Raw genomic sequence first — 24,936 nt, forward strand, 5'->3', positions numbered from 1 at the left:
GCTGTCGCCGCCGTCGCTGTCTCCTCGCTGTCGCCGCCGCTTCCGCCTACTCCTCGCCGTCGCCGCCCGTCTCGTCCTCGCCGTCGGGCAGCGAAATGAGGTTCTCGCGGCCGAGTCGGAGCTTCTCGACGCGCCCCTCGTCGGCCATCGCCGAGAGCAGCTGCGAGACCTTCGCGTCCGACCACCCGGTCTCGGCGACGATGTCTGCCTGCCGCATCCGGCCGCCGTTCTCGTCGAGGAGCCGCTCGACGCGTTCCTCGTCCGAGAGCAGCGAGAGGTCCGGCCCGTCGTCGCCGTCCTCCCCCTTTCCGACGGAATCGCCGGGGTCGTCCCCCGAACCGTCGTCTTCCGGACCGCCGTCGCCGGCACCGATCGGCTTCCGGTCGGCGCCGCCGGGGTCCGCGGTCTCGGAGGTCGCGGCTGACTCGTCCGAGACGTCCTCCTCTGCGGTGATCCGGCGGTACCCGACGACGCTGCCGGCGATGAGCGTGGCCCCGAGCAGTATCGCGGCCGCCAGCATTCCCCACGGAGCGCCCGCCCCGGCGGGCTCGTACACGATCCGTACCGGGTCGCCGCTCTCGAACGTCTGGGGGCCCTCGATTATCACGTCGCCGTCGGAGAGCTGCGTCACGGCGGTGCTCGGCGTTCCGGTGACGGCGTACCCCTCCGGCGTCGCCACCTCCAGGGTCTGGCTCGCCTCGAGGCTACGCAGCCACGTCTCGTTGCCCGGCGTCGTCAGCGCGTCCCCGAGGATCAGGCTCTCGCCGTCCTGTGCGAGGAACTCGGTCCAGGTGAACCGCAGGCGGAACTCACCGACGGCGACGGCGTCTTCGGTGGCGACGTCGAACTCGCTCGGGTCCTCGTACACCTCGACCTCCCGCTCGACGCCCTCGATAGACATCGACCGGTCGACGGTGCGGCTCGCCTCCCGACGGAATCCCTCGAACAGCGCGGCGTTCGGCCCGATCTCGCCGCCGCGGAAGCGCTCGCCGGCCGTGCGGAACACGTCGGTCTCGTTCTCGTCGGCCAGCGAGTACCGCACCGCGACGGTCCAGTCGGCGCTCCGGTCCGGGTTCAACGCGAGTCGGATACGGGTCGTCGACGGCGAGGTGATCGCGTCGTCGGTCTGTTGGCGAACCGCTGATTCCCCGCCGAGAGACCCCCGAACGTCGGTCGAGCCGTCGAGCGGCCCGGCGTGGTTCGGGGCGACCTCCGCGTCGAGGGGAGAGGGGGCCGTCGTCGCGCCGGTGACCGCGCCGCCGACGCTCGCGAGCAACGCGAGCGCGACGATCGCGACCAAGAACGCGCGCAAGGCGGGGTTCCGCATACGTCTCCGGCCACTCGCGCGCCGGGCAAAACGCTTTCCATACGCTGTTTTTCGACGGGAAACGCGGTCGAACTCCCACTCACGTCCGCGGCCGGACGCGCCGTCGACCGCGACACCGACCCGCACGGCGCCGGTGACCGACCGCAGTGGGTGGATTTTTTGTATCGCGGGGCGAACCAGCAGACGATGAGAGCCCTCCCGATCGCCGCGGTCGCGGTCCTGCTGCTCGTGGCGCCGGTCGCCGGCGTCGCCGGCCCCGGCGTCGCCGCCTCCGACGGCGCTTCGCCCGCCTCAGAGCCGGCGCGGCCCGCCGCCTCCGTCCTGCCTTCCGGCCCGGCGCAGTCCGTTGATCCCGTCTCGCCCTCCACGTCCCCGTCACGGTCCGTCGATCTCGCCTCCTCGGTGGATTCCCCGTCGACCCCCAGCCAACTCGCGCCGCAGATCGAAACGGCGAACCTCACGCTCCGGACGCTCTCGACGCCGTCGGGCGCGGCGACGCGCGTCAGCACGTCCACCCGGGGCCCCGACCTCGGATCGTCGCTCGGGTTCGCGACCGCCGACGCCGACGCCGCCTTCGAGACGGCGGCCGTCGTCGACCGGATCGAGCGCACCGAGACGAACGTCGAGCGCCAACAGCAGATCCTCGCGGAGATCAACCGCGTCGAGCGCGCCGAGGTGGCGCTGTACAGCCGCCAGTCGGAGGCCTTCAGCTCGCACGCCGACGGCGAGATCACCGACCGCGAACTGCTCGACGAACTCGTCCGTGTGGCGGCGACCGCTAAGGAGTACGACGAGCGGCTCGACGCGATCGACGCGCTCGCCGACGCGACGGAGGACTTCAGCTCTCCCGGTCGGCTCGACGAGCTTCAGGTGGCGCTACAGGTGTACGAGGGGCCGGTCCGCGACCGCGCCCTCGCCATCGCCCGCGGGCAGTCCGCCCCGAGCGACATCTACGTCGCGTCGAGCCAGGGCGCCGTCGTGCTCGCGACCGTCGTCGAGGACGAGTACGTCCGCGAGGTCTTCCGCACGGGCCGCTGGGACCGCGGCGGCAGCGACATCTCGAACGACGCGGCCATCGAGATGACCGAGGCGGCCTACCCTGAGACGGCCGCGCTCCGCCAGCCCGACGCGTTCGGCGCGGGCTCGGTCCAGCGTATCACGATCCCGCACGAGTTCGGCACCCTCCAGACGTTCGTCAGCGGCGGGACGGAACAGGTGTTCGTCGAACACCAGCGGGTCGGCCTGACGGCGTTCCCCGACAGCGAACCGGTCACCGCCTCCGGCGACGGGTTCAACGTCACCGTCGAGCGGACCTACCCCGGCGGCCCGGTGACCGTCACCGTCCTCGACGACGAGACGGGCGAACCGGTTCCCGATGTCACCGTCACGAAGTCCGTCGGCGGGGGAGACAGTCGGGCGATCGGCACCACCGACGGGGCCGGCGTCGTTCGGACGCTCTCGCCCGCCGAGCCGTACCGGATCACGGTCGTCGACGAGCCGTACGTCGTCGTTCTCGACGACATCGAACCCCTGACGACCCCGAGGCCGGTCGGCGACGAGTGACCGGTCGGCCGGGTCGTCTCCGCCGGTCCGGACCGCCCGTTCCGGCCCGCGTTTCCGCCCCCGCTCGCCGCCGCCCGGGCCGACCCTTTTGTACGGAACCGCCGCAGGACCGCCGTGCCACCAGCCGCTCGTCGCCGCCGGGGAATGGCGCCCGTCGCGGGCGTGCTGCTCATCGCGATCACGGTCGTGCTGGCCGGCGGCGTCGCGGCCGCCGCGCTCGACGGTCCCAGCGCGACGGTGCCGCCGTCGGCGGTGCTGTCGCTGTCGGCGACCGACGATCGGATCGCGATCGATCACCGCGGCGGCGACCCGATCGACGTCTCGGCCGTGACGATCCGCGTCAGCATCGACGGCGAACCGCTCGACGAACAGCCGCCGCTCCCGTTCTTTTCGGCCGTCGGGTTTCACCCCGGGCCGACCGGTCCGTTCAACGCCGCCGGCGACGACACGCTGCGCGTCGGGGAGACGGCGACGTTCCGCGTCGCGGACACCAACGATCCGACGCTCGAACCCGGCCGGACGGTCACCGTCGACATCACGGCCGACGGGCAGCCGGTCGCGTCGCTGGAGGCGTCCGTCGAAGCGGGCTGAAGCGAGCGCGACGCGGGAACCGCGCTCTCACTCGGCGTCGGGCGCCGAGGGTTCCGCGTTGGCGGCGGTCGAACCCGACCCGTCGTCCGTTCCGTCGCCGCCGGGAACGCGAGCGACGGTCGTGATCGCTCGCGGACTCTGTGGCGTCGCCTGCTGGATGTGGTGTTCGTACTCCTCGTAGCCGGCGGCCTCGAACATCCGGTCGGCCTCGTCGGCGTCGTAGAACAGCATGATCGCGTCGGCCACTCGCTGGAGGATCGGGTTGTTCGGGTAGTCCGGACCGACGACGAGCACCTGTCCGCCGGGCTTCGCGACGCGGCGGAGCTCGCGGAGCCCCTCGACGGGATTCGGCCAGTACTCGATCGAGCCGGACGACCAGACCACGTCGAACGCGTCGTCGCGGAACGGGAGCCGCTCGGCGTCGCCGCGATAGAAGTCGACGCGGTCGTGTTTCCCGAACTTCTCGAACGCCTTCTCCATCTGGTGGACGCTCTGGTCGAGGCCGTGGACGTCGTCGGCGTGCTCTAACAGTCCCTCGGTGCCGAACCCGGTGCCGCAGCCGACGTCGAGCACCGTCGGGTCGTCGCCGAACTCCAGCCACGAGAGCGCCTCGGCGCGCATCTCCTCGTTCCAGTTGAAGCGGTTGATCTGGTCGTACACCTTCGAGAGGTACTTGTAGAAGAGCCGGGCGTTCGACTTGTCCTCGAGGATCCCCATTTACCGGTTCATTGGGCCGCCCGCCCCATAACGACACGGATCCGCGGTCGGCCGACGCCGGTTTCGGCGCCCGCTTCCGACCGTCTTTTCCGCCCGCCACCCGTTCTCTCGGGCATGAACCCGACGACGAGCGGCCGGTTCCGCGTCCACGACCGGCGCCAGCGGCCGGACATCGACGACGACGCGGCTCGGAGCGGCGTCGACGACGCCGAGGAGTTCGTCCTCGTCGAACTCGCCGACGAGCCGGTCGATCCGACGGACCCCGACGCCGCGGACCGGTACGACCCGCTGTACGCCACGGCCGAGGGATACGACGGCGACCTCGCGGACGCCGTCGACGCGCTCCGTCCCGGCTTCGTCGTCGACGCGACGCTGGCGTGGACCGACGGCTCCGCGCGATTCCGCGAGGTCGAGGTCGTCCGCGAGACCCGGTTCCGCTTCGCCGACGACGTGGAGGGGATGTTCGAGGCGGCCGTCGAGACGTGGCGACAGATCCGCGCGGACGGCGAGCCCGTCGGCTCGATCACGACCCGGTCGAACGACGGCGATCCGAACGGCGCGCTCTACCTCTTCGCCGACGCGCCCGGCAGCGACACCTTCGAGGAGGTCCGAACCGGGCGGCTCCCGATCGAACCGCTCGTCGCGCGGGTGAACGACTCGCGGGACGACGACGACCCGCGGGAGGTGTTCGTGCTGCGCCCCGCGGAGTACGAGTTCGTCGCCGTCTACGTCGTCTTCGACCGCGACGGCGTCCTCGCGCAGACGGTCCGCGACACCTACGACCTCGGGGTCGGCTTGGCTGCGGGGCTCGACGCGAACTACCCCGACGGTGACGGCGGGAGCGACTCGCCGGTTCTCGACGACGCGGGCGACTCGGACGACGACGACTTTGACGCCCTCGACCGCCTGTAGACGGAGCACCTGCGCCGTCGACGGCGCCGAACTACAGCCAGTCCGCGTCGGGGTCGACCCGGCCGGCCGGCGTCTCGCCGTTGAGGACGGCCGCCACGTCCGCCGCGCCGCTCCGGTTGAGGTCGTCCTTCGCCTCCTCGCTGTACCACGCCGCGTGCGGCGTGACGACCGTGTCGTCGCGCCCGACGAGTGGGTCGTCCTCCGGCGGTTCCTCGGCGAGCACGTCGAGGCCGGCGGCCTTGATCTCGTCCGCCTCCAGGGCGTCGAGCAGCGCGTCGGCGTCGACGACCGGACCGCGACTCACGTTGACGACGACCGAGTCCTCGTCGAGGCGCGCCAGCGCGTCAGCGTCGACGATTCCCCGGGTCGCGTCCGTCAGGGGGGCGTAGACGCCGACGTGGTCGGCCCGGCCGAACAGCGCCTCGAAATCGACCTCCTCGACGCCGTACTCGGCCATCTCGTCGGCGCCGACGAACGGGTCGTACGCGACGAGGTCCGCGTCGAACCCGGAGAGCTGCTCGGCGGCGCGCTGCGCGATCGGCCCGAACGAGAGCAGCCCGATTGTCGACGCGCTCACGCGCCGGATCGGCGCGCCGGCCTCCCAGCTCCACCCGCCGCCCGCGACGGCGTCGTCGTACGGCTTCAGCGACCGTAGGCACGCGAGGAGCAGCGTCACCGAGTGCGTCGCGACCTCGTCGGTACAGTAGTCCGGGACGCGGGTGACGGTGACGCCGCGCTCCGCGGCCGCCTCCACGTCGATGTTGTCGACGCCGACCGCCGACCGGACCACGACGTCGAGGTCCGTGGCGTCGAGCGCCGCCTCCGTGACGGGCGTGTTGATGTCGGTGACGACAGCGTCGGCCCCCGAGGCCGCGTCGATCAGCCGCTCGGTCGAGCCCAGCTCCGCGACTTCGATCTCGACCGGCTCGTCGACGGCGTCCGCGAGCACCTCGCGGTACGTCTCCGGGTCTATCATCGGGAACGCGGACAGCACCAGTTTGGCCATACGCCTCCTCTCCCGCCGATCCACTTTACGACTGTCACTGACGCTGTCAGGCCTTCATACGTCCGTTTCGATCGTGTAGGATATCCTCTCCCCGTGTCGTCGAGGCTCGGTCAACGGGCCGCCCGTCCGCTTCGAATCGGCCTCGTCGCCCCCCGCTTCCGGGGGCCTCGGTCGCGTTCCGATGACTCTTTGCGGCCGCCGACCGTACGGCTACCCGTGAGCGAGGACAGTTCGAAGCCCCCGATGCTGGTTCTCCTTGAGTCGCTGTCGTTCTACCGCAACGTCCGAGTGGGGGCGGCGGCTGGCGCGCTGCTCGCGGTCCTGCTGTACCTCGTCAGGACCCTCGAACTGCTCGGACCCGTGATCGACACGCGCGAGTACCCGCTTTTCGGACCGGACGTCTGGTTCCTCCTGCTGGCGTTCGTGCTGGCGGCGACCTCGGCGCTGTCGGTCGCGGTCGTCCTCACGATCGCGACCGCCGTCAGCGGCGCACGCGGCGCGGAGCGTCCGGAGTCATAGGGACCGCATCGGGCCGCCGCGAGAAGGGGGGCGATCGGAACCGCACCGACGATCGGAAGATCCCGTCAGTCGGCCGTACAGGAGGCCTCGCTCTCGTCGGCGGTGAACTCCTGAGCCGGCTCCGTGAGCTTGTAGAGGTTCTGCCTGGCGTCCGCGAAGTAGACGTCCTCGTCGACGACGCCGATCCCCTCGAGCCGTTCGAGCGCGTACCGGACGGTGCGGGCCGACAGCATCGACTCTTGGACGATCCCCTTCTGGGTCAACGGTCCGTTGTACTCGAGCACCTTGAAGACGAGTTTGGCGCTCGGCGGGAGGTCGTCGAGGCCCTCCGTTTGAGTTCCTTCCATCGTTACGATTCGAAACCGCACACGCTCATAAATGTTGATGGAGCATTGCCGCTGAACCGCCGTATACCGGAGATATGCGCCGCTTTTCGCGGTACAAACCGGCAATATGGCCCTATTTCTCCCCGCTGGACTGACCAGTCAGTCAGCGATTCGGCTCGCGCGCGCCTCGGCCGGGGCGACGCGCGCCGGACCGACCCGGCGGATGTCCCCGCGGTACTCCCGTCGCGGTCGCGGCCGGCGGCGGGAACGAACGGCTTTTCACGGGCGCTCGCGGATCCGAAGGCATGAGCGACGACTCGGGCCTCTCCGACCACGCGCGCGGCGTGGTCGTCACGACCATCTGCTGTCTCGCCGGGATCGCCGCCGGCGTCGTTTCGGCCGTCTACGTCGGCACCGATCCGGCCTCCGCCGCGAGCACGACCGCGGTGTTCGTGCTCGGGGCGTTCGTCATCGCGCAGTACCCGATATTTAAAGCGGTCGGCGTCGGGGACTTCGGCGTCAAAGACAACCTCTACGTCGCGTTTCTCACGTTCACCCTCTGGTTCATCAGCTACACCGTCCTCCTGACGTCCGGCGTCGAACTGGGGGTCTGAGATGGCGGACGACAGTATCGCGGTCGTGGACCTCGACCGGTGTCAGCCCGACCGCTGTAACTACGAGTGTATGAAGGACTGCCCGCCCAACCGGACGGGCAAGGAGTGTATCACGGAGCGCGGCGAGGACGCCGAAGAAGGCGATCCGGACCAGATTCACATCTCCGAGGAGATCTGTCTCGGCGAGACGTGCGGCATCTGCGTCAACTCCTGCCCGTTCGACGCCATCGAGATCATCAACCTCCCCTCCGAACTCGACGACGACCCGGTCCACCGCTACGGCGACAACGCCTTCTCGCTGTACGGCCTCCCCACGCCGGAGCCGGGCAGCGTCACCGGTATCCTCGGTCCGAACGGGATCGGGAAGTCCACGGCCGTCCACGCGCTCGCCGGCGAGATGGTCCCGAACCTCGGCGACCACGCCGCCGACGGCGACTGGGAGCGCGTCCTCGACCGCTTCCGCGGCACCGGGATCCAGAGCTACCTCGAATCGCTCCGCGACGGCGACGTGACGGTCGCGCGCAAGCCGCAGTACGTCGACCAGATCCCGAACCAGTTCGACGGGAACACCCGCGAACTCCTGGAGCGGACCGACGAGCGCGGCGCGCTCGACGATCTCGTCGACCGCCTCAACATCCGCCCGGTGATGGACCAGGACATCGACTCCATCTCGGGCGGCGAGCTCCAGCGCGTCGCCATCGCGGCGTGCCTCGCACGTGACGCCGACTTCTACTTCCTCGACGAGATCACGCCGTACCTCGACATCGGCCAGCGGATGATCGTCGCCCGGCTCATCCGCGAGCTCGCCGACGACGACGCGGCCGACCGGTCGATGCTCGTCGTCGAACACGACCTCGCCATCCTCGACCTCCTCGCCGACACCCTCCACGTCGCGTACGGGGAGCCCGGCGCGTACGGGGTCATCACCGACCCGAAGTCGGTGCGGAAGGGGATCAACGAGTACCTGAAGGGGTACCTCGACAACGAGAACATGCGGATCCGCCCGTCGGCGATCACCTTCGAGGAGCACGCGCCGCGGGTCGCCTCCCGGAGCGAGACGCTGATCGAGTACCCGGACCTGCGGAAGTCGTACGGCGACGGCGAGTTCGAGCTCCGCGTCGAGGGCGGCGAGATCAACCGCTCCGAGGTGTTGGGCGTCGTCGGCCCGAACGGGATCGGGAAGTCCACGCTCGCGCAGCTGTTCACGGGTGACTTGGAGCCCGACGAGGGCGAGCTCGACTTCGCGCTCGACATCTCCTACAAGCCGCAGTACATCGACATCGACCAGCACATGCGGGTCGACGCGTTCCTCTCGTCGATCACCGACGAGTTCGGCTCCTCCTACTGGAACACCGAGATCGCCCAGCCCCTCCAGTTGGAGCGCGTGATGGAGCAGAACCTCTCGGATCTCTCTGGCGGGGAACGTCAGCGCGTCGCCATCGCGGCCTGTCTCTCCGACGACGCCGATCTCTACCTGCTCGACGAGCCCTCGGCCCACCTCGACGTGGAGCAGCGCGTCCGGGCGACGACGGCGATCCGCCGGTACGCCGAGAACCACGACGCGACGGTGATGGTGATCGACCACGACATCTACATGATCGACCTGCTGGCCGACCGGCTGATGGTGTTCGACGGCGAGCCGGCCGAGCGCGGCCGCGCGGCGCCGCCGCAGGACATGCGCGACGGCATGAACGAGTTCCTCGCCGACCTCGAGATCACCTTCCGCCGCGACGAGCGCACCGGACGCCCCCGGATCAATAAGCCGGGCTCACAGCTCGACAGCCAGCAGAAGCGCGACGGCGAGTACTACTACTCCGGCTGATCGGAATCGACGTTCGCGGTCGCGCCCCGACGCCCGTCGATTCGCGGTATCGAAGCGATTAAGCCCGGAACACGCAAACGCCGGCACATGAAACACCTCATCATCCGCGGCGACCCCGACATCCGGAAGGACGCGGTGATCGAGCACGACGGCGAGGAGCTGGTCTGTTTCGGCATCAACGTCCAGGGGGGCTGGCACGGCCCGGACGAGCCCCAGCTATGGTGTACCGTCGGCACCGAGGACGAGCGCGACGCCTACGACAAACGCGAGTACGTCCCCCACTGGCTCGACGTCGAGACGGTCGACGCCGGGGACCTCGACGTGATCAAGGCGAAGGGCGACCTCTCCGTCTAACGCGCCGACCGCTTCTCGCCGGCGCTTCTACCCGTCTACCGGCGGGTCCGCCAGCCACGCCTCGATGGCGCCCGCCATCGCCCCGCGGCGGTGGATCGTCCCCGCCTCGGGGTCGACGACCGTGCTCTCGGTGCCGGGCGTCTCGCCGCCGTCGATCACGGCGGCGACCCCGTCGCGGACCCGGTCGTCGAGGTCGCCGAGGTCGGTGACGCTGCCGGTCCCGGAGACGTTGGCGCTCGTCGCCGTGAGGGGACCGGTCTCGGTCATGAGCGCCCGCGCGAGGTCGTGGTCCGGCACGCGGATCCCGACGCGGTCGCGGCCGGCGGTGAGCGCGTCCGGCACGCCGTCGCCGCGCTCGACGACGACGGTCACCGGCCCCGGGAGGAACGCCCGGGCGAACGCCACTGCCCGCTCCGTCGGGCGGGTGTGGCGGAGGGCGTCGTCGACGCTCGCGACGCCGAGCGAGAGCGGATTCGACCGGTCGCGGCCCTTCAGGTCGAAGACGCGCTCGACGGCGTCGGGATCGAGCGCGTCCGCGCCGAGCCCGTACACCGTCTCGGTCGGGTAGACGACGAGGTCGCCGCGGTCGACGGCGGCGGCCGCCGCGCGCAGCTCGTCGGATCGGTCCGGTCCGTCGTCGCTCGTATCGGCGGTCACGTGCGGCTATTCGGTGCCGAGTTGAAAAAGCGTGACGAGTGGACGTTGCCGCCCCCACCGACGCCCGCCGGGAGACGACGCGGCCGCGGAGCGCGAGGGTATCAGTCGACGAGGTTCGCGACCGCGTCGTCGATCGCCTCGGCGTCGGGGAACGCGGGGTGTTCGCCCGCGACCCACGCGTACTCGACGGTTCGGTCGGCGTCGAGGAGGAAGACGGCGGGACGACTCTCCGTGACCCCCGTCATGCCGTCGATGTCGTGCGCGAGGCCGTACTCCTCGATCACGCCCGCGCCCGGGTCAGAGAAGATGCGGACGCCGTCGCCGCGGTCGGCGAGCAGGCGCTTGTGGGCGTACGGCGTCGAGATCGAGACCCCGAGGACGTCGACCTCGTCGCTCCACCCGTGGTCGTCGACCGTGTTGTAGAGGTACGTCCCCTGAAACGCGCCGTCCATCGGGTGGAAGAGGAGGAGCGTCGGCCCGTCGACGACGTCGGCGAGCGAGCGGTCCTCCCAGTACTCACCGTTCACGAGCGGGCGGGTGAAGTCGGGCGCCGCGTCGCCCTCCTCGACGTGGTCGGTCTCCGGGAGAGAGACGACGTCGAAGTCGGGCATCTCAGGCACCTCCCTCGGCGTCGACCGCGCGGCCGCCGTCGGCCGCCGCGTCGCCGTACGTGCCGCGGAGGTACTCGACGATGTTCGCGCTCTCGGACATCGTCACGCCCGTCTCGCGGTCGACGATCGCCGGGACGCTCCGCGCGCCGGAGACGCGCTTGACGACGTTGCGCTCCGAGTGCATCGGCTCGACGTATCGGGAGCGGTACGCCACGTCGAGTTCGTTCAGCGTCCGGACCACGCGCTCGCAGTACGGACACGCTTGGAGCCGGTACAGGGTGATCTGTGGCTCGGTCATGCCTCGCGATTCGCCCGCGAGACGGGTAATCGTGTCGGCAGCGGCACCCTCGGTGTCGGCGGATCCGAGTCGGCGACGATTCGGGGCACCGCGCGCACCGGTGGGCGCGCTCGGGTGCGCGGCACGGCGACCGTTTCCGCGGCGGTCGGGTCGCTTCCGGGTTAGTCGAAGGGAACGCTTTAATCGCGGGCCGACGGATGACAAACGAACATGGGCTTGTCGTCTAGTGCGCCGGTGGTCGATGTCCTCCAGATACCGATGCCGGGTCAAGAGGTCGTGACCGCCCTCGGTGTCGTTGCGATTATGCTTCTCATCGGGCTCTCGGCGTTCTTTTCCTCGTCCGAGATCGCGATGTTCTCGCTGCAGCAACACCGCATCGATAGCCTCGTCGACGAGGGGGTGACGGGGGCGAAGACGATCCGCGACATGAAACAGAACCCCCACCGCCTGCTGGTGACGATCCTCGTCGGGAACAACATCGTCAACGTGGCGATGACCTCCATCGCCACCGCGCTGTTCGGGATCTACCTCTCGCGGGGGCAGTCGGTGCTGGCGACGACCTTCGGGATCACGACGCTCGTGCTGATCTTCGGCGAGAGCGCACCCAAGTCGTACGCCGTCGAGAACACCGAGTCGTGGGCGCTGCGGATCGCCCGCCCGCTGAAGGCCTCCGAGTACGCCCTCTACCCGCTCGTCGTCCTCTTCGACTACATCGTCAAGGGCGTCAACAGCGTCATCGGCGGCTCGGCGGCCATCGAGTCGACGTACGTCACCCGCGACGAGATCCAGGACATCATCGAGACGGGCGAGCGCGAGGGCGTCATCGAGGAGGAGGAGCGGGAGATGCTCGACCGCATCTTCCGGTTCAACAACACCATCGCCAAGGAGGTGATGACGCCGCGGCTCGACGTCACCGCGGTCGCGAAGGAGGACTCCGTCGAGGAGGCGATCGAGACGTGTATCCAGGCCGACCACGAGCGCGTCCCCGTCTACGAGGGGAACCTCGACAACATCATCGGCGTGGTGACGGTGCGCGATCTGGTCCGCGAACTGCGCTACTCCGAGGGCCAGCCCTCCCTCGAGCGCGTCGTCAAGCCCACGCTCCACGTCCCGGAGTCGAAGAACGCGGACGAGCTGCTCGCGGAGATGCAGGAGAACCGCCTCCAGATGGTGACGGTCATCGACGAGTTCGGCACCACGGAGGGGATCATCACCTTAGAGGACATGGTCGAGGAGATCGTCGGCGAGATCCTCGAGGGCGACGAGGAGGCGCCGGTGGAGTTCGTCGACGACAACGTCGCGGTCGTCCAGGGCGAGGTGAACATCGACGAGGTCAACGAGATCCTCGGGATCGATCTCCCGGAGGGCGAGGAGTTCGAGACGCTCGCGGGCTTCGTGTTCAACCGCGCCGGGCGCCTCGTCGAGGAGGGCGAAGAGATCGAGTTCGACGAGATCCGGATCCGTATCGAGCGCGTCGACAACACCCGCATCATGTCCGCGCGCGTGACGGTCCTCGACGGCGACGCGGGGGCGGCGGACTCGAGCGCCCCGGTCGAGGCCACCGACTTGACCGACGAGACCGAGGCGGCGGAGACGGACGGCGAGGGCGGGCCCGCTCGGAACGACGCGGAATAGTCGCGGCCTACGACATCTTCGGAGTTCGATGCGATTGTCTGTGGGTAGCTGACCGCGATTGTCAGTACGAACGCCAGAAGATCCAGCCGTTCAGTTATAAACAGCCATCACCGAAGCGGCGAAGACCGCCGCCAAACCTCCTGCCGCACCACAGCCCCACGCCTCCCCGGCTTTCAAACGGCGTAGGCGCGGGCGGCCGCGACGAGCGCCTTCCGGTAGTCGCTCTCCGAGGGGTCGTGACCGAGGTCCAGGAACCGTGCTTTGAACGCGTCCACGTCGACGGCGTCGGTGTCGCTGCCGGCCGCGCGCGCGAGGTCGTAGATGCGGTGGTCGGGACCAGCGATGTCGTGTCGCTCCACGAGGGCGAGCGCGAACGCGGCGTTGACGGCGGTGATCTCCGGGTCGGCGCCCGCCGTCACCGGCGGTGAACCGGTACGGGACACGTCGGGGCGGTCCGCGACCGCGGCCGCCAGCGTCGATTCGAGGAAGCCGAGGAGCTTGTTCGCGGGCGCCACCGAGAGCGTGATGTCGTCGGCGTAGATGTCTTTCATGTGGTTCGCGATCTGGTAGCAGTGCGCGAGCTTGCGGCGCTCGACCTTCTCACCGGAGAGACCGAGGTACAACGCCTCCTCCGTGGACTGAAGGTGCGAGGGGTGTCCCTCCTCGTACCGGGCCATGTGCGCGAGCTCGTGGATCGCCAGTTCGCGCGCCATCGCGCTCGTGGCGGCCCGCCGGGAGACGTTCAGGACGTGGTGGTCGTCGTAGTGGCCGGCCCACGTCCGCTCGTCGGGGTCCTCGCGGACCACGACGCGGACCGGCGCCTCCACGGAGCGCTCGGTTTCGAAGAGGTCCGCGGCGCCGAGAAACGGGTCGGGAGGAACGTCCCCCTGAACGCGAAGATCCATGCGTACAGTTCACACGGGTGGCGGCGGTAAGTCTCTTGCGCTCGCGGACCCGGTTCGCGGCGCGCCGGCGCCCGGTTCCGACGACGACTCTCGCCCTCCCTAGGCGACTCGTTCCTCTTGGCGACCGGCGTACGCTTTTGAGCCCTCCCGGCGAACGTCGAACCATGCGCGTCTACGCGGCGTACGACGACGGGCTCCGCATCGTCGACCCCGCGACCGGCGCGGTCGAGACTCGCCTCTCCGGCCAGCGCGTCGACTGTCTCTCCGTCGCGGACCCCGGCGACGGCGCGGCGGGAGCCGGAACCCGCGGTCCGCGCGTCCTCGCCGGGACCTTCGACGCGGGGCTGTTCCGCTCCGTCGACGGCGGCGAGCGGTTCGCGGGCGCGGCCGCATCGACGCTCGGTCCCGAGGGGTCCGGCCCGGACGCGGTCACCGCGGTCGCGACGAGCCCGCACGACCCCTCGGTCGTCTGGATCGGCACGGAGCCCTCGCGCGCGTACCGCTCCGTCGACGGCGGCGAGACGGCGGCACTGGTCGGCGGGCTGACCGACCTCCCCTCGGCGTCCGAGTGGTCGTTCCCGCCGCGACCCGACACGCACCACGTCCGGTGGATCGAACCCTGTCCCGCCGATCCGGACCGCTGGCTCCTCGGGATCGAGGCGGGTGCGCTCGCCGTGACGGCCGACGGCGGCGCGACGTGGACCGACCGCCCGCCGGGGTCGCGCCGCGACACCCACGCGATGGCGACGCACCCGGACGCCCCCGACCGCGTCTACGCCGCCGCCGGCGACGGCTTCGCCGAGAGCGACGACCGCGGCGACTCGTGGCGCGTCCGCGACGCCGGCCTCGACCACGGCTACGTCTGGGGGCTCGCGGTCGACCCCGGGGACCCGGACACCGCCGTGGTCAGCGCGGCCCGGGGCGCGACGGCCGCCCACCGCCGCGGCGAGGCGCACCTGTACCGCTACCGTCGCGGCGGGGAAGAGGAGGACGAGGGGACGGGGGCGACGGGCGACGCGGGCGCGTTCGAGCGCCTCGACGACCGCGGCGTTCCGACCGGGGAGAGGACGTATCGAGCGGTCCTCGCGGCCGGGCGGTCCGGCGGCGAGATCTGGGCGCTCTCGAACCATGGGCTCTTCGTGACCCGCGACGCCGGCGACTCCTTCGAGCAGGTCCCGGTCGATCTCCCCGACCGCCCGGCGCGGGCGCTGGCGGTCGCTTGAGCAGCGAGCGAGGCGAAAAGCGACGAAACGCGGTCGAACGCCGTCGAAAGCAGTCAGTCTCGGACCGCGCCGACGATCAGGTAGACGACCGGCGTGTCGAGGACGGCGATCGTGAGCTTCAGCAGGTACTGACCCAGTCCGAGCGCGAGCAGCGCCGGCGGGTCGAACACCGGCCCGACCCCAAGCAAGAGCGGGGCGGCGTAGAAGGCGACGCCGACGAAGATGGCGGTGTCTATCGCTTGGCTCGTGGCGGTCGAGCCGATGTTGCGGAGCCACAGCATTCCCTCGCCCGTGCGGTCGCGGATCGCGTGGAACACGAACACGTCCCAGTTCTGGCTCACGACGTACGCCAGCAGGCTGCCCGCGACGATGTTCGCCGCCGGTCCGAGCGCCGCCTGGAAGGCGGCGGACACCTCGGGGTCGACACCGGGCGCCGCGAGCGTCGACCACACCAGCGCTAACACGAGGAAGTTCGCGAGGAACGCGACGTTGACGACCACCTGCGTCGCGCGCCGGCCGTACAGCTCCGCGTAGCAGTCGGAGGCGAGGAACGTGAGCGCGTACGCGAGCGCGGCGCCGGGCAGCAGGATCTCCGCGCCGACCACCGGCAGCGCGAACGGGAGCGGCAGCGCGAGCACCTTCGCTGCGGTGAGCTGCGCGGTCCCGAGCGCGACCGTGAACAGCGTGATAAGCGCCACCGCCGCGACCGCCGTCCGGTCCAGCGGGTCGGTCCGGAAGGGCCCGTTCCCGCCGGCCGCCGTCCGACTACTCATCGGTCTCCTCCGTTGACTCGCTCCCCTCCAACCCCGCCGCCGTCCCCGGGTCGTCGTCGAGCCGGTCGTGGCGGGCGTCGATCTCGTCGAGCAGGTCGAGGGTCTTCCGGATCGACGCGCGCACCGCGTCGCTGCGGTTCACGAACTTCCCGTCGTCGCCCACGTGGTCGTCGAGGTCGGCGAGCAGCTCCGCCGGGATCTCGACGCTTATCTTCGGCATACTCGCGTCGTGGACGCCGGGTAGGGATGAACGTTATTATCCAGAGATTATCGAGAGAGTCCCGAAGTGCTCGACTCGACGTCCGGCTGCGCTGCCCGCCCGCCCAGAGCTCGTAAACCGCTACGTTGAAGTGGGTTTACGAGTCCGTTGAGTCATGGCAACGAACACGGAGTCCGTCGATCTCGTCGGCGACGAGGCGGCGACGAACCTCGCTCGCGCCGCGCTGTTCGCGGCGCTCGTCGGGGCGTTCGCGTACGTCTCCTTCCCGAACCCGCTCTCGGCAGGGGTACCGATCACGCTCCAAGTCCTCGGCGTGTTCCTCGCGGGGATCATGCTCGGCCCGGTGTGGGGGTCGCTCTCGATGGTCCTGTACCTCGCCGCCGGCGCGGTCGGCGCGCCGGTCTTCTCCGGCGGCACCGCGGGGATCAGCTACCTGATCGCCAGCCCGACGCTCGGGTTCCTCTGGTCGTACCCCTTCGCCGCGGGAGTGATCGGGCTCGTCGCCCACCGCGGGACGAGCCTCTCCGAGGTCGACGCGGTCCCGACGCCGGTCCTCGTGGGAGCGATGGTCGCCGGGACCGCGATCATCTACGGGTTCGGCACGGTCGGCTTCGCGGTGATACAGTACGACCCGTGGTACGCGTCGCTGTGGCAGGCGTTCCTCGTCTCTTCGCTCGCCTTCGTCCCCGTCGAGGCGGTCAAGATCGCCGCCGCCGTCGGCATCGTCAAGAACGACGCGATCGCGGCTGCCTGACCCGGCGTGATCGCCGTCAGCGACCTCACGCACGCGTTCGACGGGGCGGTCGCGCTCGACTCGGTCTCGCTCTCCGTCGACGACGGCGAGTTCCTCCTCGTCACCGGCCCGAACGGCTCTGGCAAGACGACGCTCGTCCGTCACTTCAACGGCCTGCTCTCGCCCACCGAGGGAGAGGTCCGGGTCAACGGCGTCCCGGCCGAGGCGGACCTCGTCGCGGCGCGGACGGCGGTCGGGATGGTGTTCCAACGCCCGGCGGACAGCTTCGTCGCCGCGACGATCGCGGCCGACGTGGCGTTCGGCCCCGAGAACCTCGGTCTGTCCCACGACGAGATCGACCGACGCGTGGCGACCGCCCTCGACGCGGTCAACCTCGCCGGGCGGGGCGACGAGCGGATCGACGCGCTCTCCGGCGGCGAGAAGGCCCGTGTCGCGGTCGCCGGCGCGCTGGCGATGGAGCCGGACCACCTCGTCCTCGACGAGCCGTTCTCGGGGCTCGACGAGCCCGCCCGTCGCTCGCTGCTGTCTCACCTCGCGTCGCTCTCGGCCGACGGAACGGGGATCGTCGTCGTCACTCACGACCTGCGCGGCCTGATCGACCGGTGTGACCGGGTGATCGCGCTCGCCGACGGGTCGATCGCGTTGGACGCCCCGCCCGAGGCGGCGCGCGCCGAACTCCCCGCGCTCGATGTCCACGTCCCGGCGAGCGAGCGCCTCGAGGGCGAGTCCGACACGCGATGATCGGCTACGTCCCCGGCTCGACTGTCGCGCACCGGCTCGACCCCCGGGCGAAGATCGCCGTTCAGGTCGCGTTCGCCGCCGCGGCGTTCGCGTACACGACCCCCCGCGGGCTCGCCGTCCTGTCCGTCCTCGCGCTCGCGGTCGCCCGGCTCGCGTCGCTGTCGCTCGCCGGCGTCGTCCGCTCGTTCAGGGTCATCCTCCCCTTCCTCGTCGCCGCGCCGCTCGTCGCGACGATCGAGCTGTCTCCGCCGGCGATAGACCCGGGAGCGGCCGTCTACCCGGCGCTGTCGAGCTACCGCGTGCTGCTCGTCGTCGTCGTCAGCGCGGCGTACGTCCGTACCACGACGGTCCGGGAGTCGCGCGCGGCGATCCAGCGGACCGTCTCGGGTCGCCCCGGCGTGTTCCTCGGCGTCGGCGTCTCGCTCGTCTTCCGGTTCCTCCCGGTTCTCCGGCGGGAGATCACGGCGGTCAGGGAGGCGTCGGCGGCCCGGCTCGGCACCGAACGCCCGCTCGTCGACCGGATCGAGCGCGTCGTCGTCGCGGGCGCGACCCGGACGCTGGGGCGCGCGGACCGCCTCTCCACGGCGCTCTCGGCCCGCTGTTTCGCGTGGAACCCGACGCTGCCGCGGCTGACGCTCACCCGAATCGACGCGCCGGCGCTGGCGCTCGCGGGAGCGCTGCTGGCGGCGGCGCTGTTTCGGGCCGTCTGAGCCGTCGTCACTTGCGCGGACCGGGATCTCCTCCGCGGCGGGAGTCCTTCGATTCGCGCGAACGCCGCGCGGCGACCGCTGCGCTGTGGCAAGTTTTAACCCGGCCGTATCCCGGTGATCGATCATGACTCCCTTACAGGCGGCCACCCGCGAAACCTTCTGGACCATCGGTCCGGTGGGGAAGGCCGCGTTCTACTGGCTCGCCGTCGTCGCGATCCTCGTCTTCCTGTACGGCGTGTACGCGCGGTTCGCGGCGTACGCGCGCGGGAGCGAAGACCCGCGAGACCGGCTGTCGGACCTCCCCGGACGGGTGATCGGGGCGACGAAGACCGTCCTCGCGAACGAGAACCAGTTCGACGGGGACCTCTACACCGGCGTGATGCACACGTTCGTGCTGTGGGGGTTCCTCGTCCTGCTCGTCGCGACGACCATCCTCGGGATCGACATCGACCTCTACCGTCCGCTCACGGGCGAGTCCTTCTGGGTCGGCGACTTCTACCTCGCGTACCAGTTCGCCGTCGACGCGTTCGGCCTGCTGTTCGTCGTCGGCGTCGGCATGGCCGCGTACCGCCGCTACCGGCAGCGCGAGGGGCGGCTGTGGGGCAAACACACCTCCTTCGAGGACGACGCGTTCGTGTGGACGCTGTTCCTGCTCGGCGTCGGCGGCTTCGTCGTCGAGGGCGTGAGTATGGTCGGCCAGCCGGGGCGGGCGACCGAGACGGTGAGCTTCGTCGGGATGGCGCTCGCGACCGGGCTGGAGTCGGCCGGGCTCACGGCCGCGGGCGCCGAGGCGATATACGGCGTCCTCTGGTGGAGCCACTCGCTGCTGGCGTTCGCGTTCGTGGCGTGGATCCCCTACGCGAAGCCGTTCCACATGATCTCGTCGTTCGCCAACGTCGTCGCCCGCGACGAGAAGGCGGGCGCGCGGCTCCCGAACGTCCCCGCGGACCTCGACCACACGAACGCGGAGTCGCTCGACGACTTCACCTGGAAGGAGCTGATGGACGGCGACGCCTGTACGAAGTGCGGCCGGTGTACCGACGCCTGCCCCGCCGACACGGTCGGGCGCAACCTCGACCCGCGGAACGTCATCCTCGATCTGAAGTCGTACCGCGAGTCGGTGAGCGACGACCCGGTGGCCGGCTCGGGCGGCGGAGGCGGTCCCGCGGCGACCGACGGCGGCACGGTCCCCATCGTCGCCGACGAGGGCGGCGTCATCGACGCCGAGTCGATGGAGTCCTGTATGTCCTGTATGGCGTGTATGGACGCCTGCCCGGTCGACATCGAGCACCTCACCTCCTTCACGAAAATGAACCGCCAGCTCGTCGACGAGGGGGCGGTCGACTCGAACCTCCAAGACGTGTTCCAAGACGTGATGCAGAAGGGGAACACCTTCGGCGACTCCCAGGCGACCCGCGGCGACTGGGCCGACGACCTCGACGGCGTCGAGGTCCCGGACGCCCGCGAGACCGAGGTGGAGTACCTCTGGTACGTCGGCGACTACCCGAGCTTCGACGATCGGAACAAGAAGGTCGCGCGTGCGCTCGCCCGCCTCTTCGACGAGGCGGACGTGTCGTTCGGCATCCTCTTTGACGACGAGAAGACGGACGGCAACGACATCCGCCGGATCGGCGAGGAGTTCCTCTACCTCGAACTCGCCGGCCACCACGTCGAGACGTTCGCTGACTGCGAGTTCGAGAACATCGTCTGTACCGATCCGCACTCCTACAACACGATCAAAAACGAGTACCCCGAGGTCGACTTCGCGGAGTTCGCGGACGACCCGATGATGCCGTTCGAGCGCGAGGAGCCGTGGAACGCTGACGGCGCGGTCGACGTGTTCCACTGGACGCAGGTGGTCGAGGAGCTGGTCGAGGCGGGCCGGCTCGGCCTCTCGGGCGACGAGCTGGACTACACCGTCACCTACCACGACCCATGTCACCTCGGCCGGTACAACGACGAGTACGAGGCGCCCCGCGAGCTCATCCGGGCGACCGGCGCCGACCTCCACGAGATGCCCCGGTCGCGGGACGACTCGTTCTGCTGCGGCGGCGGCGGCGGCGGGCTCTGGACCGAACACGAGGAGGAAGTCAAGCCGAGCGAGGAGCGCCTCCGTGAGGCCGTCGAGGACACCGACGCGGGGGCGTCGATCGAGAAGTTCGTCGTGGCCTGTCCGATGTGTACGACGATGTTCGAGGACGGGCGGAAGACGGGGGACTTCGAGGACCAGATCGAGATCGTTGACGTGGCGGAGCTGCTGATCGAGGCGGTGGAGGTCGGATCGTAGCGTGGGGACTCGGTCCGTCGGAGCCGCCGGACCGAGACGCTCGCCGCGACCGCCGTCCCTACGCTCGCCGCGACCGCCGGTCCGTCGCCTCGTCCGTGCGCCGCAACAGCGCTCGCCCGGGGGCGCGGTCGCGGACCGGCGCGTCGCCGAGGTAGTCGACGAGCGCGTCGCGGAGCAGGGCGACGCCCTCGTCGTCGAGCGCCGCGCCCCGCTCTAACGACTCGATCGGGCGGTGGTACGGTGCCTCGTCGTCGGTCGCGCTCCGCGCGGCGTCGAGCAGTGCGGCGTGAGCCACCCACGCCTCCTCCCGGGAGGTCGTCGGCGCCGGCGGCCCGTCGGTCGTGGGAGGCGTCATTCGTCCGGGTTCTCCCGGTACGAGGACTTAAAACCACGTCCCGGTTTCGCCCCGATCCGGCGCCGAGGAGCCGCGCGCCGCCGTCTCTCCCCGCCGACCGTCGCTCTTCGGGAGTATATACTACTATATAGAATATGTGGAAGCATATAGCCGTACTGGGGAGTATGCGACACCACGTACCGTTCATAGCATACTACTTAACCGGAACTCGTCCACCCACACGTAATGGAGTCCAGTCACGACGCGGACGCAACGGGAATCACGCGGCGGAAATCGCTCGCGGCGATCGCCGGCGCCGGGGCGCTCGGTCTCGCCGGCTGTACGCAGAGCGGAGACGGCGGCTCGGGCGGCGACGAGCTCTCCGGTCCGATCAACATCGCCGGTTCGAGCACGGTGTTCCCGCTGATGAGCGCGGTCATGGAGGACTTCGCCGAGCAGCACCCCGGCGTCGACCCCGACATCAGCTCGACGGGGTCCGGCGGCGGATTCTCGAACTTCTTCTGTACGGGCGACACCGACTTCAACAACGCGAGCCGCCCGATCCAGCCCGAGGAGGAGGAGCTATGCGAGGAGAACGGCGTCGAGTACGTCGAGCTGATCGCGGCGACCGACGCGCTCACGGTCGTCGTCAACCCCGACGCCGACTGGATCGACTCGCTCACGACCGAGGAGCTCGCCCAGATCTGGAAGTCCGACCCCGTCCAGACGTGGGACGAGGTCCGCGACGAGTTCCCGAACGAGGAGATAAACCGCTTCGGCGCCGCCGACACCTCCGGCACGTACGACTACTTCATCGAGGCGATCCTCGAAGAGGAGGGCCACACCAGCGACTATCAGGCGACTGAGCAGGACAACACGATCGCCCAGGGCGTCTCCGGCGACCCGTACGCGATCGGCTACTTCGGCTTCGCGTACTACTTCCAGAACCCCGACCAGCTGAAGGCCCTCGGCATCGACGACGGCGACGGGCCGGTCGAGCCGAGCCTCGAAACTGCCTCGTCGGGCGAGTACACGCCGCTCTCGCGGCCCCTCTTCACCTACCCGTCGATCGAGTCGCTCGGCGAGGAGCACATCGCCGAGTTCGCCCGCTACTTCGTCGAACAGACGACGAACGAGGAGCTCGTCGCCAACGACGTCGGCTACGTGCCCGCCACCGAGGAGACGCAGGAGGAACAGATGCAGACGCTCGAAGACGCGATCGAGCAGGCGCAGGGCTGAGCCGGCGCGATGAACCGGTGTATTGATTTACGACAGCGTTCGATACCCCACCGTTCGTGACTGACAGCACAGAGAGTCCCGACCTGTCGCGGCGGGGCGGGCTCACACGACTGAAAGAGGGAACCTACGGCGGCCTGTTCGCGGCGTGTGCGGCGATAACCCTGCTCACCACGGCCGCAATCTTCGTCACGCTCCTGTCGGACGCGGTGGTGTTCTTCCGCTCGATCTCGATCGCCGAGTTCCTCACCGGCACCAACTGGAGCCCGAACCCGGCCGGCGGCGGGCAGGCGTTCGGCATCATCCCGCTTCTCATCGGGACGATCACGGTGACGATCACCGCGGCGTTCATCTCGATCCCGATCGGGACGCTCACGGCAATCTACCTCAGCGAGTACGCGACCCCGAACGCCCGGTCGATCCTGAAACCGCTGTTGGAGATCCTCGCGGGGATCCCGACGGTCGTGTACGGGTACTTCGCGCTCGTGTACGTCACTCCGGCGCTGAAGGCGACGCTGTTCCCGGAGATGAGCACGTTCAACGCCCTGTCCGCGTCGATCATGGTCGGGATCATGACGATCCCGATGGTGTCGTCGATCTCCGAGGACGCCATGAGCGCCGTGCCCGACGAGCTGCGGCAGGCCGGCTACGGGCTCGGCGCGACCAAGTTCGAGGTGTCGACCGGCATCGTCGTCCCGGCGTCGATCTCCGGGATCGCCTCCTCGTACATCCTCGCCGTCTCCCGCGCTATCGGCGAGACGATGATCGTCGTCGTCGCCATGGGCGCGCAGGCGCGGATGCCCGCGGTCCGGGAGGCGCTCTTCGGTATCCCCTTCGTCAACCCGGCCGACGTGCTCTTGGAGTCCGGGATGACCATCACCGTCGCGATGGTCCAGATCACCGGCGGCGACCTCACCGGCGGGACGCTCCCGTACAACTCCATGTTCGCGCTCGGCCTCGCGCTGTTCGCGGTAACGCTCGTCATGAACGTGATCAGTGATATCATCGCGCAACGCTACCGGGAGGAGTACTGATGGCGACCGACAACGCGAACGCGAACGGCTTCGGCGAGGTCAGTCGAGTCCGGGGAATCGTCTTCGAGTACCTGTCCCTGGGCGCGAGCGTGTTCGGCCTCGTCGCGCTCGGCGTGCTCCTCGTGTACGTCGCCATCGACGCCTTCGATCTCGCGAACGCGAGCCCGGAGTGGCTGCTGACGTACTTCCTCACGCTCGTCGTCCCGTTCCTCGCGTTCTGCCTGTACAGCGCGAGCGACCCGACCGTGACCCGACGCGCGCTCGGCGCGCTCGGCGGCGGCCTCGTCGCCGTCGCCGCGCTGTTCACCGCCATCGAGGCGATCGTCGTGCCGATTCCGCGGCTCAACTGGCAGCTCGCGTACCTCTTCGTCGTCGCGGCCCCGGTCACCGCGTACCTCGCGTACGTCGGCAGCGGCGGCCGCGTCGGCGCGGTCGGCTTCGGACTCCTCGGGCGGCTGGTCGGCGGAGCCGCCGTCGGGCTCGCGGTCGGCACGCTGTTCCTCGTGTTCGACCCGCTGCTGTGGTTCCTCGCGTACACGCTCGGGGTCCTCCCGGCCGTCGGGCTGTACGCGTTCGGGCGGCGACGGTCGACGCCCCGAGCGCGGACCGCGGCGGCGCCGGTCGGCCTCGGCGGACTGGTCGCCGCGGTGTTCCTCCGCGAGGTGATCCCGACGTACCCGTCGGACCTGATCATCTACCTCTGGACGGTCGCCGTCCCGGTCGCGGTCGCGGGGGCGCTCCTCGTTGCCGACCGCCGGGGGCGCGTCGCCGCGGCCGCCGTCGGCGGCGTCCCGCTCGCCGCCGCGACTGCCGGGGGGTTCCTGGCGCCCGGCGCCGGGCTGCCCTCCCCGACGGTCCTCCTCGTGCTCGTCTCGATCGGCGTGCCGACCGCGGTGTACGTCTCTCGCGTCGTCGACGCCGGCGAGGGTCTCGCCGGCCTCGGGCTCCCGCTGCTCCTCGCCGCGGGCGCGGTCCTGGGCGCGCTGATCGTCGGAGCACTTGGCTTCCCGGCCCCCGACCCGTGGCTCGACGGGTCGTTCCTCACGGCGGCACCCTCTCGGACGCCGTCGGACGCCGGACTCTATCCGGCCATCGTCGGGTCCGTCATCATCATCGCGCTGGTCGCCGTGCTGTCGTTCGCGCTCGGGGTCGGCACCTCCGTCTTCCTGGAGGAATACACGCCGGGGACCGGGCCGCTCGGGACGCTGACGCGGATCCTCCAGGTCAACATCGCGAACCTCGCGGCGGTGCCGTCGGTCGTCTACGGGCTCCTCGGGCTGGGACTGTTCGCGAACCTCCTCGGGCTCGGCATCGGGACGGCGGTGACCGCGGCGCTGACGCTGTCGCTGCTCATCCTCCCGATCACGATCATCTCCGCGCAGGAGGCGATCCGGTCGGTGCCGGACGACCTCCGGCGCGGCTCCGACGCCATGGGCGCGACGCGCTGGCAGACGACGAAGAACGTGGTGCTGCCCGAGGCGATGCCGGGCATCCTCACCGGGACGATCCTCGCGCTCGGCCGCGCGATCGGCGAGACGGCGCCGCTGATCATGATCGGCGCGGCGACGACCGTGTTCAGGGCGCCGGACAGCCTGTTCAGTCGGTTCAGCGCCATGCCGATGCAGATCTACACGTGGGCCGGCTTCCCGCAGGCCGACTTCCGTTACGGCGTCGTCGCCGCAGGCGTTATCACGCTACTTCTCATCCTCGTCGGCATGAACGGGACGGCGATTCTGCTGCGGAACCGCGCGGAACGGGGGAGCTAAC

General features: G+C 70.0%; 27 protein-coding genes. 16 read left to right on the forward strand and 11 right to left on the reverse strand.

Annotation, left to right across the window (positions count from 1 at the left end; all coding sequences use genetic code 11):
• Window positions 1-46: 46 nt before the first annotated feature.
• A complete protein-coding gene (locus EXE51_RS10450; RefSeq protein WP_137692640.1) occupies window positions 47-1,327 on the reverse strand; it encodes a hypothetical protein in 1,281 nt (426 codons plus the stop codon).
• A gap of 186 nt (window positions 1,328-1,513) precedes the next feature.
• Between EXE51_RS10450 and EXE51_RS10455 the strand changes: the two genes are divergently transcribed.
• Both EXE51_RS10455 and EXE51_RS10460 read left to right on the forward strand, forming a co-directional pair.
• Window positions 1,514-2,890 (forward strand): hypothetical protein, encoded by a 1,377-nt coding sequence (locus EXE51_RS10455; protein WP_137692641.1) that lies wholly within the window; start codon window positions 1,514-1,516, stop codon window positions 2,888-2,890.
• Window positions 2,891-3,034: 144 nt separating this feature from the next.
• Window positions 3,035-3,481: a type IV pilin gene (locus tag EXE51_RS10460; protein WP_137692656.1), complete on the forward strand. Its 447-nt coding sequence runs from the start codon at window positions 3,035-3,037 to the stop codon at window positions 3,479-3,481.
• A 27-nt stretch (window positions 3,482-3,508) separates the two neighbouring features.
• Here EXE51_RS10460 and EXE51_RS10465 read toward each other — a convergent pair whose 3' ends face one another.
• A complete protein-coding gene (locus EXE51_RS10465) occupies window positions 3,509-4,198 on the reverse strand; it encodes a methyltransferase domain-containing protein (RefSeq protein WP_049931458.1) in 690 nt (229 codons plus the stop codon).
• Window positions 4,199-4,312: 114 nt separating this feature from the next.
• On the opposite strand from EXE51_RS10465, the gene EXE51_RS10470 reads away from it, so the two are divergent.
• The gene (locus tag EXE51_RS10470; RefSeq protein WP_086215918.1) at window positions 4,313-5,110 is read left to right on the forward strand and encodes a DUF6663 family protein; all 798 of its coding nucleotides are present in this window, start codon (window positions 4,313-4,315) and stop codon (window positions 5,108-5,110) included.
• Between the two features lie 31 nt (window positions 5,111-5,141).
• Here the strand turns inward: EXE51_RS10470 and EXE51_RS10475 are convergent, their stop codons facing one another.
• Window positions 5,142-6,116, reverse strand: coding sequence for a C-terminal binding protein (locus EXE51_RS10475; RefSeq protein WP_137692642.1), 975 nt, complete (start codon window positions 6,114-6,116; stop codon window positions 5,142-5,144).
• Between the two features lie 243 nt (window positions 6,117-6,359).
• Between EXE51_RS10475 and EXE51_RS10480 the strand changes: the two genes are divergently transcribed.
• Complete coding sequence (locus EXE51_RS10480) at window positions 6,360-6,635, forward strand: hypothetical protein (protein ID WP_049931522.1); 276 nt, start codon at window positions 6,360-6,362, stop codon at window positions 6,633-6,635.
• 65 nt (window positions 6,636-6,700) lie between these two features.
• Here the strand turns inward: EXE51_RS10480 and EXE51_RS10485 are convergent, their stop codons facing one another.
• Window positions 6,701-6,982: a helix-turn-helix domain-containing protein gene (locus tag EXE51_RS10485; protein WP_004598013.1), complete on the reverse strand. Its 282-nt coding sequence runs from the start codon at window positions 6,980-6,982 to the stop codon at window positions 6,701-6,703.
• A gap of 284 nt (window positions 6,983-7,266) precedes the next feature.
• Between EXE51_RS10485 and EXE51_RS10490 the strand changes: the two genes are divergently transcribed.
• The 3 genes from EXE51_RS10490 (at window position 7,267) to EXE51_RS10500 (ending at window position 9,751) form a co-directional block, all read left to right on the forward strand.
• Window positions 7,267-7,575, forward strand: coding sequence for a hypothetical protein (locus EXE51_RS10490; protein WP_086215915.1), 309 nt, complete (start codon window positions 7,267-7,269; stop codon window positions 7,573-7,575).
• Window position 7,576: 1 nt separating this feature from the next.
• Complete coding sequence (locus EXE51_RS10495) at window positions 7,577-9,397, forward strand: ribosome biogenesis/translation initiation ATPase RLI (protein WP_049931463.1); 1,821 nt, start codon at window positions 7,577-7,579, stop codon at window positions 9,395-9,397.
• 87 nt (window positions 9,398-9,484) lie between these two features.
• A complete protein-coding gene (locus EXE51_RS10500) occupies window positions 9,485-9,751 on the forward strand; it encodes an HAH_0734 family protein (RefSeq protein ID WP_049931464.1) in 267 nt (88 codons plus the stop codon).
• A 27-nt stretch (window positions 9,752-9,778) separates the two neighbouring features.
• Here the strand turns inward: EXE51_RS10500 and EXE51_RS10505 are convergent, their stop codons facing one another.
• The 3 genes from EXE51_RS10505 to EXE51_RS10515 all read right to left on the reverse strand — a co-directional run bounded on the left by EXE51_RS10505 (window position 9,779) and on the right by EXE51_RS10515 (window position 11,317).
• A complete protein-coding gene (locus tag EXE51_RS10505) occupies window positions 9,779-10,408 on the reverse strand; it encodes an L-threonylcarbamoyladenylate synthase (protein WP_137692643.1) in 630 nt (209 codons plus the stop codon).
• 101 nt (window positions 10,409-10,509) lie between these two features.
• Window positions 10,510-11,019, reverse strand: a complete 510-nt coding sequence (locus tag EXE51_RS10510) for a redoxin domain-containing protein (RefSeq protein ID WP_086215912.1) — start codon at window positions 11,017-11,019, stop codon at window positions 10,510-10,512.
• 1 nt (window position 11,020) lies between these two features.
• Window positions 11,021-11,317, reverse strand: coding sequence for a glutathione S-transferase N-terminal domain-containing protein (locus EXE51_RS10515; protein ID WP_089308014.1), 297 nt, complete (start codon window positions 11,315-11,317; stop codon window positions 11,021-11,023).
• A gap of 210 nt (window positions 11,318-11,527) precedes the next feature.
• Here EXE51_RS10515 and EXE51_RS10520 point away from each other — a divergent pair, with 210 nt between their 5' ends.
• The gene (locus EXE51_RS10520; protein ID WP_049931468.1) at window positions 11,528-12,952 is read left to right on the forward strand and encodes a hemolysin family protein; all 1,425 of its coding nucleotides are present in this window, start codon (window positions 11,528-11,530) and stop codon (window positions 12,950-12,952) included.
• A gap of 173 nt (window positions 12,953-13,125) precedes the next feature.
• On the opposite strand, the gene EXE51_RS10525 is transcribed toward EXE51_RS10520, so the two are convergent.
• Window positions 13,126-13,857 (reverse strand): DUF5781 family protein, encoded by a 732-nt coding sequence (locus EXE51_RS10525; protein ID WP_086215909.1) that lies wholly within the window; start codon window positions 13,855-13,857, stop codon window positions 13,126-13,128.
• A 164-nt stretch (window positions 13,858-14,021) separates the two neighbouring features.
• On the opposite strand from EXE51_RS10525, the gene EXE51_RS10530 reads away from it, so the two are divergent.
• Window positions 14,022-15,080 (forward strand): hypothetical protein, encoded by a 1,059-nt coding sequence (locus EXE51_RS10530; RefSeq protein ID WP_137692644.1) that lies wholly within the window; start codon window positions 14,022-14,024, stop codon window positions 15,078-15,080.
• 53 nt (window positions 15,081-15,133) lie between these two features.
• Here the strand turns inward: EXE51_RS10530 and EXE51_RS10535 are convergent, their stop codons facing one another.
• Window positions 15,134-15,853: a queuosine precursor transporter gene (locus tag EXE51_RS10535; RefSeq protein WP_137692645.1), complete on the reverse strand. Its 720-nt coding sequence runs from the start codon at window positions 15,851-15,853 to the stop codon at window positions 15,134-15,136.
• Window positions 15,846-16,073, reverse strand: coding sequence for a type II toxin-antitoxin system ParD family antitoxin (locus tag EXE51_RS10540; RefSeq protein WP_094495715.1), 228 nt, complete (start codon window positions 16,071-16,073; stop codon window positions 15,846-15,848). Before EXE51_RS10540 ends, EXE51_RS10535 begins: the two co-directional genes overlap by 8 nt.
• Before the next feature lie 154 nt (window positions 16,074-16,227).
• On the opposite strand from EXE51_RS10540, the gene EXE51_RS10545 reads away from it, so the two are divergent.
• The 4 genes from EXE51_RS10545 (at window position 16,228) to EXE51_RS10560 (ending at window position 20,565) form a co-directional block, all read left to right on the forward strand.
• Window positions 16,228-16,827, forward strand: coding sequence for a biotin transporter BioY (locus tag EXE51_RS10545; protein WP_049931473.1), 600 nt, complete (start codon window positions 16,228-16,230; stop codon window positions 16,825-16,827).
• 6 nt (window positions 16,828-16,833) lie between these two features.
• The gene (locus EXE51_RS10550) at window positions 16,834-17,568 is read left to right on the forward strand and encodes an energy-coupling factor ABC transporter ATP-binding protein (protein WP_049931474.1); all 735 of its coding nucleotides are present in this window, start codon (window positions 16,834-16,836) and stop codon (window positions 17,566-17,568) included.
• Window positions 17,565-18,278: an energy-coupling factor transporter transmembrane protein EcfT gene (locus EXE51_RS10555; RefSeq protein ID WP_137692646.1), complete on the forward strand. Its 714-nt coding sequence runs from the start codon at window positions 17,565-17,567 to the stop codon at window positions 18,276-18,278. Before EXE51_RS10550 ends, EXE51_RS10555 begins: the two co-directional genes overlap by 4 nt.
• A gap of 124 nt (window positions 18,279-18,402) precedes the next feature.
• Window positions 18,403-20,565, forward strand: coding sequence for a (Fe-S)-binding protein (locus tag EXE51_RS10560; RefSeq protein WP_089308009.1), 2,163 nt, complete (start codon window positions 18,403-18,405; stop codon window positions 20,563-20,565).
• 58 nt (window positions 20,566-20,623) lie between these two features.
• On the opposite strand, the gene EXE51_RS10565 is transcribed toward EXE51_RS10560, so the two are convergent.
• Complete coding sequence (locus EXE51_RS10565) at window positions 20,624-20,920, reverse strand: hypothetical protein (RefSeq protein WP_049931477.1); 297 nt, start codon at window positions 20,918-20,920, stop codon at window positions 20,624-20,626.
• Between the two features lie 225 nt (window positions 20,921-21,145).
• Here EXE51_RS10565 and EXE51_RS10570 point away from each other — a divergent pair, with 225 nt between their 5' ends.
• Genes EXE51_RS10570 through pstA form a run of 3 tightly spaced genes read left to right on the forward strand, consistent with a single transcriptional unit; the run spans window position 21,146 to window position 24,935 of the window.
• Window positions 21,146-22,138, forward strand: a complete 993-nt coding sequence (locus tag EXE51_RS10570) for a PstS family phosphate ABC transporter substrate-binding protein (RefSeq protein ID WP_049931478.1) — start codon at window positions 21,146-21,148, stop codon at window positions 22,136-22,138.
• 56 nt (window positions 22,139-22,194) lie between these two features.
• A complete protein-coding gene (gene pstC / locus EXE51_RS10575) occupies window positions 22,195-23,169 on the forward strand; it encodes a phosphate ABC transporter permease subunit PstC (RefSeq protein ID WP_089308007.1) in 975 nt (324 codons plus the stop codon).
• Window positions 23,169-24,935 carry a phosphate ABC transporter permease PstA gene (gene pstA, locus EXE51_RS10580; protein ID WP_137692647.1) on the forward strand — a complete coding sequence of 589 codons (1,767 nt, stop codon included), beginning with the start codon at window positions 23,169-23,171 and terminating at the stop codon, window positions 24,933-24,935. The genes pstC and pstA overlap by 1 nt, the downstream gene beginning before the upstream one ends.
• The last annotated feature ends 1 nt before the right edge of the window (window position 24,936 follow it).

The organism is Halorubrum sp. CGM5_25_10-8B, from assembly GCF_005435095.1.
GTDB lineage: Archaea > Halobacteriota > Halobacteria > Halobacteriales > Haloferacaceae > Halorubrum > Halorubrum ezzemoulense.